Source organism: Wolbachia endosymbiont of Atemnus politus, assembly GCF_013309895.1.
The window spans coordinates 1-2,248 of the sequence record NZ_JAAXCS010000164.1; the positions used below are offsets into that span (position 1 = coordinate 1).

The window sequence follows — 2,248 nt, forward strand, 5'->3', positions numbered from 1 at the left end:
TTCCAATAAGCGATCGTTAATGTCCTCATCAGCACATACACTAAAAATTTCTCCATTTTTAGGCTCTGTATCATTGGTTTGATATTTACGATCATCATCACTATCACTTCCTACTCCGCTGTCTTCACTATTACTACGATTGTAATGATTTTGATCGTTGTTCTTTCCAGTAATTTCTGAAATTACTTGTCCTATTTCCTCTTTTTTTATAGGGTCTAATTCTTTCGATATTTTTCTATTCAATACCGGAAGGAAACACTGGACATAGTACCTATGGTATTTTTCTTGTTCTCTAAGCGATTCTTCTAATTCAGCTAATACATCAGGGCTAGCACCTTCCTTAAATAACCTTTTACACCTTTTGAGAGTTCCATCTCGACTTCTTGGTTTTTTACGCCTATGTTCTTCTTTTTTTACTTTCCTCTCTATGGTGTCACGCAATTGCTTGTCTTTTTCTTTTCCCTCCTGCTCTCGCTTTTCATTTTTATCTATGCATTCTTCTAATTTATCTGCATTAGTAGCTAGTGCACTTAGATCCATACTCATGCTAAACCCCTAATATTAAAAGCTATTTGGTTGTTAGCGCTATTAAACTAACAACCTATTGAATTAGACTTTTAAATTGAGCTAAACGTTGTATGTGTAATCGAAATATAGGTGGAAAGGCAGAAAACTAGTTGCTATTAGAAAATTTGCCATCATAGTTAAACCCCACTTCAATATTTACCTACTATTTTAACTATTTAATCTTAAAAAATAATAAATGTAGCTAAAGTAGATTAAGAATATGCTGCTGTTAAAACAGGATAGGAGACTACAGAAATTTAAATGTGATCATTTTTATGCAAAAGCTTTTATAACTTCTGTTCGTATTTTAATTTGGTTGTATTTTATTAAAAAAAACTTTAGATTTATTTCATAATCAACATTTACAACTCAATGATTCAAACGTGGAATTTATTGCAAACAGGGCAGAAGGAAAATTATAAGGTAGCATATACAAACGCTCGCATTATCGACCCAGAAACTAAACTTGATATAAAAGGTTCACTGTTAACTGAGGGGAACAAAATCGTTGATTTTGGTGAATCATTATTTTCAGATGGAGCTCCAAGTGAGGTTGATGAAACAATAGAGTGCGAAGGGCTTGTTCTAATGCCGGGCCTTGTTGACATTCACGTGCATTTTCGTGAGCCAGGTCAGGAGCATAAGGAAACCATATATACAGGTAGCAAATCTGCAGCCGCAGGAGGTGTTACAACTGTAGTCTGCCAGCCAAACACTACTCCAGCAATAGATAGTGTCATTTTGGCTAAATATTTAAAATATAGAGCGCTTGAAACTTCACATGTGAACATTGAATTCTACGCTAAAATTACCACTTCAGAGGAAAAGTTAACTGAAATGGCCCTTTTAAAAGAAGCAGGTGCAGTTGGGTTTACTGATGATGGTATGCCAGTTATGAATCCAATGGTTATGAGGCAGGCGCTACTTTATTCAAGTATGCTGAATGTCCCTATTGCTCAACATGCGGAAGATTTAAATTTATCAGCAGGCGGAGCAATTAACGAAGGTAAGATTTCTGAGGAATTGGGAGTAAAGGGAATTTTAAGTGCATCAGAATCGGTCATGGTAAGTCGCGATATACTGCTTATGAAAGATATAGAAAATGTTCACTATCATATTTTACACGTTTCTTCAAAAGATTCACTTGATGCTATTAAACGTGCAAAGGATTTAGGATTAAATGTTACGTGCGAGGTAACCCCTCATCATTTCACTTTAACTGAAGATATAGTAAAACAACATGGGGCAATCGCGAAAATGAACCCGCCACTTCGCACCGAAGAGGACCGTTTGGCCATGGTTGAAGGTTTAAAAATAGGTGTGGTTGATTGCATTGCAACCGATCACGCACCGCATGATCGCAGTTCTAAAGATCTGCCACTTGAGAACGCTGCATTTGGCATTGTAGGCCTCGAGACAATGCTGCCCATCTCACTTGAACTTTACCATAGTGGGCAGATGAGCTTGTTTGATGTACTAGCAAAACTCACATACAAGCCTGCAGATATAACACACATACCACGCGGTCGCATACAGAAAAACCTTGCTGCAGACTTAATTCTAGTTGACCTGAATCACGAATGGGAAATTAAAATAGACAATTTTGCCAGTAAATCAAAAAATTCTCCTTTTGACGGACGCAAGGTAAAAGGACAAGTAATACGCACTATTGTGTCCGGCA

Annotated in this window: 1 protein-coding gene and 1 pseudogene; one reads left to right on the forward strand and one right to left on the reverse strand. The window is 36.8% G+C overall.

Annotated features, from left to right (window positions below; genetic code table 11):
- Positions 1 to 546 (reverse strand): annotated as a pseudogene (locus HET73_RS07135) (ankyrin repeat domain-containing protein); the annotation flags it as partial.
- 393 nt (positions 547 to 939) lie between these two features.
- On the opposite strand from HET73_RS07135, the gene HET73_RS07140 reads away from it, so the two are divergent.
- Positions 940 to 2,248: dihydroorotase (locus HET73_RS07140; protein WP_174134273.1), on the forward strand; the 1,309-nt coding region annotated here is incomplete at its 3' end.